8 protein-coding genes and 1 pseudogene are annotated in these 4,579 nt (G+C 67.0%); 3 read left to right on the top strand and 6 right to left on the bottom strand.

Annotation, left to right across the window (positions count from 1 at the left end):
- From ACE5C1_RS15010 to ACE5C1_RS14990, 5 genes and pseudogenes are all read right to left on the bottom strand, one after another.
- A pseudogene (locus tag ACE5C1_RS15010) lies at positions 1 to 130 on the bottom strand (IS701 family transposase); the annotation flags it as partial.
- Between the two features lie 430 nt (positions 131 to 560).
- Complete coding sequence (locus ACE5C1_RS15005; RefSeq protein ID WP_374944879.1) at positions 561 to 1,625, bottom strand: DNA-directed RNA polymerase subunit alpha; 1,065 nt, start codon at positions 1,623 to 1,625, stop codon at positions 561 to 563.
- A gap of 86 nt (positions 1,626 to 1,711) precedes the next feature.
- A complete protein-coding gene (gene rpsK / locus ACE5C1_RS15000; protein ID WP_374944878.1) occupies positions 1,712 to 2,101 on the bottom strand; it encodes a 30S ribosomal protein S11 in 390 nt (129 codons plus the stop codon).
- Positions 2,102 to 2,220: 119 nt separating this feature from the next.
- Positions 2,221 to 2,589, bottom strand: coding sequence for a 30S ribosomal protein S13 (gene rpsM, locus ACE5C1_RS14995; RefSeq protein WP_374944877.1), 369 nt, complete (start codon positions 2,587 to 2,589; stop codon positions 2,221 to 2,223).
- 157 nt (positions 2,590 to 2,746) lie between these two features.
- Positions 2,747 to 2,980 carry a hypothetical protein gene (locus tag ACE5C1_RS14990; protein ID WP_374944876.1) on the bottom strand — a complete coding sequence of 78 codons (234 nt, stop codon included), beginning with the start codon at positions 2,978 to 2,980 and terminating at the stop codon, positions 2,747 to 2,749.
- A gap of 92 nt (positions 2,981 to 3,072) precedes the next feature.
- Between ACE5C1_RS14990 and ACE5C1_RS14985 the strand changes: the two genes are divergently transcribed.
- Positions 3,073 to 3,237 (top strand): hypothetical protein, encoded by a 165-nt coding sequence (locus ACE5C1_RS14985; RefSeq protein WP_374944875.1) that lies wholly within the window; start codon positions 3,073 to 3,075, stop codon positions 3,235 to 3,237.
- Here ACE5C1_RS14985 and ACE5C1_RS14980 read toward each other — a convergent pair whose 3' ends face one another.
- The gene (locus ACE5C1_RS14980) at positions 3,238 to 3,852 is read right to left on the bottom strand and encodes a helix-turn-helix transcriptional regulator (RefSeq protein ID WP_374944874.1); all 615 of its coding nucleotides are present in this window, start codon (positions 3,850 to 3,852) and stop codon (positions 3,238 to 3,240) included.
- Between the two features lie 77 nt (positions 3,853 to 3,929).
- Here ACE5C1_RS14980 and ACE5C1_RS14975 point away from each other — a divergent pair, with 77 nt between their 5' ends.
- Together ACE5C1_RS14975 and ACE5C1_RS14970 are read left to right on the top strand one after the other, a co-directional pair.
- Positions 3,930 to 4,118, top strand: a complete 189-nt coding sequence (locus ACE5C1_RS14975; RefSeq protein WP_374944873.1) for a hypothetical protein — start codon at positions 3,930 to 3,932, stop codon at positions 4,116 to 4,118.
- The gene (locus ACE5C1_RS14970; protein ID WP_374944872.1) at positions 4,115 to 4,402 is read left to right on the top strand and encodes a hypothetical protein; all 288 of its coding nucleotides are present in this window, start codon (positions 4,115 to 4,117) and stop codon (positions 4,400 to 4,402) included. The genes ACE5C1_RS14975 and ACE5C1_RS14970 overlap by 4 nt, the downstream gene beginning before the upstream one ends.
- Positions 4,403 to 4,579: the final 177 nt, after the last annotated feature.

The following is a 4,579-nucleotide window of genomic DNA, read 5'->3' as shown; positions in this document are numbered from 1 at the left end:
GCCCGTCCAGAAACAACCCTGCCGATGCCGCCACACGCTTCTGCGTGAACAGCCCCCGCATCCGCACCTTCACATCGCGTAGCGATGACGCCCAAAGCTCCAGCGTCGTCTCGATCGATGCACCCGTCATCCACGGTCTCCTGCCATGGAGACCCATTGATTCAGAGTTAGATGAAATGCGCAACTGTAATGCTAGTAAAGCCAATGCGGGCTGCGCAGGATATATCGTGCATTAAGCTGGAGCGACCAAGCGCAATGCGAAGTGTCACCGGCTCATGCTCCGTAGTCATGGCTAAGCGCGTGCTTCCATGTCCGCAATCGGCCAATCACGGCCACTCACTCTACTCTTCCTCGCGGCAGGCTCGGCAGCGGCGCGGCAAAGCCGCGCCATGCGACAACTATTCTAGTGGCAAAGCGTTAACGGGACGACAACAGAACAAACCCCGCGGCTTGCGCCGCGGGGTCCGTCGACCGGGTCGGTGTCGCGGCTCGCGCCGCTTCCCCGCCCGCCGTCCGGGCTTTCGCCGTCTCAGGGTTAGCTTGCGCTAAACCTGTGCCGCTCAGCCCATAATCTCCTGTTCGAGCTTCTTGGCCATTTCCTCGATGTTCTCCGGTGGCCAGCCCGGGATTTCCATCCCGAGGCGCAGCCCCATCGACGACAGCACTTCCTTGATCTCGTTCAGCGACTTGCGCCCGAAATTGGGTGTCCGCAGCATCTCGGCCTCGGTCTTGCCGACCAGATCGCCGATGTAGATGATGTTGTCATTCTTCAAGCAGTTCGCCGAGCGCACCGATAGCTCCAGCTCGTCGACCTTCTTAAGCAGATAGCGGTTGATCTGCTGCGTATCGCCGGTGATCTCGCCACCCTGCGGGGCCGCGACCGCATGGCCGATCGGGGCCGAGCGCGGCGCGGAACTGTCGTCGAAGTGGACGAACAGCGCGAGCTGGTCCTGCAGGATACGCCCGGCATAGCCGACCGCGTCCTCTGGCGTCACCGTGCCGTCGGTCTCGACGCTCAGCGTGAGGCGGTCATAGTCGAGATCCTGCCCGACGCGGGTCGGGTCGACCTTGTACGACACCTGCCGGACCGGCGAGTACAACGCGTCGACCGGGATCAAGCCGATCGGCGCGTCGGCCGGGCGGTTGGCGGTCGCGGGGACATAGCCCTTCCCGATGTCCGCGGTCAGCTCCATGTTGAGCGTCGCGCCTTCGTCGAGGTGGCACAGCACCAGGTCCTTGTTCAGCACCTCGATGTCGCCGCTGACCGCGATGTCGCCGGCCTTCACTTCGCCGGGGCCGGTCGCCGACAGCTGGAGCCGCTTCGGCCCCTCGCCCTGCATCCGCAAAGCGATCTGCTTCACGTTCAGGACGATGTCGGTCACGTCTTCACGCACACCCGCAAGCGACGAGAACTCGTGCAACACGTTCTCGATCTTGATCGAGGTCACCGCCGCACCTTGCAGCGACGACAGCAGCACCCGGCGCAGCGCATTGCCGAGCGTCAGCCCGAAGCCGCGCTCCAAGGGCTCGGCAACGAACGTCGCCTTGCGCTTGCCATCGCCGCCCTTCTTCTCGAGCGCGCTGGGCTTCTTCAGTTCTTGCCAGTTCTTTGCGTTGACAGACAAGCTGTGTCCCCTGAGTTGGGCCGATAGCTGGGGAAGCGACGGCCGTGGGTAAAACGCGTCCGCTCGTCAGCGGCGCGCGGAAGTCGTCAGACCCGGCGGCGCTTCGACGGGCGCACGCCGTTGTGCGGGATCGAGGTCACGTCGCGGATCGAGGTGATCTGGAAGCCGACCGCCTGGAGCGCGCGCAGCGCCGATTCGCGGCCCGAGCCGGGGCCCTTGACCTCGACCTCGAGGGTGCGGACGCCGTGCTCGGCGGCCTTCTTGCCCGCGTCCTCGGCTGCGACCTGCGCGGCGTAGGGCGTGGACTTGCGGCTTCCCTTGAACCCCATCGTACCGGCCGAGGACCACGAGATCGCGTTCCCTTGGGCATCGGTGATGGTGATCATGGTGTTGTTGAAGCTGGCATTGACGTGGGCGACGCCCGACGTGATGTTCTTGCGCTCGCGCTTTTTGATGCGCTGAGGTTCGCGTGCCATGAGGAATTCCTGACCTTGGTTCTTCTAAGGGCCCGGCGAGCGGCGGAAGGTGAGCCTAAGGTGAGGCCAACCCGCTCCGCTCCAACCCGGCCTGCGTGCCGATAAGTCGCGAAAAGCGCTTACTTCTTCTTGCCGGCGATCGGCTTGGCCTTGCCCTTGCGGGTGCGCGCGTTGGTGTGCGTCCGCTGGCCGCGGACCGGCAGGCCGCGACGGTGGCGAAGACCGCGGTAGCAGGCGAGGTCCATCAGGCGCTTGATATTCATCGCGGTCGTGCGGCGCAGATCGCCCTCGACCTGATGATCGGCGTCGATCGTCTCGCGGATATGGAGAACTTCCTGGTCGGTCAGGTCCTGGACCCGCGCGGTCTCGGGGATGCCGAGCTTGGCGGTGATCTGCTTGGCCTTGGTCGATCCGATGCCGTGGATATAGGTCAGCGCGATCACCACGCGCTTGTTGGTCGGGATGTTGACCCCCGCAATACGTGCCATGAATTATATACTCCTAGCTCCACAGGGCGGGCATGGCTGCACGACACCCCATATCGACGCGTTAGTCCCGAACGCAGGATTGCGGCGCGCGCAAACAAGCGCCGCCGGAACCGGTGTGATCGGGATGGGGCTCAAGTAAGAGCGCGCGAACGTGGTGTCAAGCGATCGGTTCCCGCCTCGCGCGCAGAACGCTCCACCGACGCAGCGCCACCGCGAACCAGATCAACTCGACCGCGCCGAACGGCCAGGCCCCCTGGAGAAAGCCGTAGGCGGACCCCATCAGGCATCCGATCGCGAACAGCAGCGTCCACACGGGCGCGCGGTCCTCCAGCATGTAGCACACGAGCATGAAGGTGACCGCGAACAGGCCGAAGAGAGTGAGCGCATCCATCGCGGTTGCCGATACGCGACGGCCGGTGGGGATGCCAGCGTCGCGGCAATCCCGGGCTGGCATGCGCGTGCGCGACATGGCAGGGGACCACGATGGCCAACTCCACCCTTCCCGCCGCCGGCGGTGCGCCGATCGCGCTTGGCGCCATCGCGGGCGCACTGATCGGCTTCTTCGCGGGCGAGACGACGATCGGCTTCCTGGTCGGGCTGACCGCAGGCGTGGCGCTGGCGATCCTGATCTGGCTGCGGAGTCGATAGCTACTCCGGCCTGCCCATTCGCCAGACCACCCGGCCGATCACTTCGATAGCTCCCGCAGGTACGGGGGAGGCCACCGGGTTGTCGCTGGTGGCGACCAGACCCGCGGACGTTCTCGCGACTCGCTTCACCATGACCGCGCCGTCGACGCGGATGACGTAGATCGCGGATCTGGCCTTCGGCGACCTGTCGGCTTGATCGACGACCAGGTGATCGCCGTCGCGCAAGGCGGGCTCCATCGAACTGCCACGGACGCGGATCACCCCCGCCTGCCCCGCGCGCAGCCCCAGATCGCGCGCCAGCGCTTCCGGGAGCGTCTCGGTGCCGATCGCAACGTCGTCGTCGACCTGCGCGCCCGGCCCCGCCGATGCCGCAACGTCGAGCCGTGGCACGCGAAAGATCGCGCGCGCCGGCTCGCCTCCGAGCGCCGCATCCTCGACCCCGAACACGTCCGCCAGCAACCGCCGGTCGCGCTCCGCCAGCACCCGCGGGGTGCCGCGTGCGACGAATTGCTGGAGATAGGCCGGGTTGCGCCGGAGCATCGCCGACAGCGCCGCCAGGCTGTGCCCGCGCGCCTGCGCCAGCGCTACCAGCGCGTGTCTCTGATCGGCAGACATGCCGTCTTCTACATCTAGGAAAAGTCCTAGACAAGTTGGAACGGGCGGAACAGATCGCGAACATCGTTGGAGAATCGATGAGGCGAATGGTGGCGACATTGATGGAGATCGGCCGGTATCTGCGCGAGACGGGAATGCCGGAAACCAAGTTCGGACGCCTCGCAGTGCGCGATCCGCGGCTGGTCGGCGACATGCGCCGCGGGCGCCAGCTCGGCACGCGCATGGCGGCGCGGGTCGACCGCTTCCTGGCGGAGTCGCGGCCATGAGCGCCGGCACGAAACTGGCGCGGGCGCTGCTGGCGACGGCGGCGGCGGCGGGATGCGCGGTACGGATCGTGTCGGCGACCGAGCGATCCTGGGCGAGTGCGACCTTCGTCGGCGCGCGCCATGCCCTGAGCGTGGAAGGCGTCGATTCGGCGGCGCTGGACGGGTGGCTGTCGGCGCTCCACGACGCCGATCTCGTGCTGCCCGGGCACATGGTCGCCGACGTGTCGGTCGAGCGGTGCGACGGCGGCGCCCGGGTGACGGCGCTGACGCTGGTCGCGGCCTGAGAGTCCGTTGCAAACTCGCGAAAGAGCGAGTTTCGGGGCGGGGCCCGGGCCCCCCCCCCCCCCGGCCCCCCCCACCGGAAGCCCGGGGGGGGCCGGGGGGGGGGGGGGGGGGGGGGGCGCCAAAACCCCGCCCCGCCCGTTTTAAAAAAAACAGGGCAGCCGAAGCCCGGGGGGGGA

Source organism: Sphingomonas sp. (assembly GCF_964263785.1).
Taxonomy (GTDB): Bacteria; Pseudomonadota; Alphaproteobacteria; order Sphingomonadales; family Sphingomonadaceae; genus Sphingomonas.
This window is presented reverse-complemented; position numbering and strand designations above follow the sequence as displayed.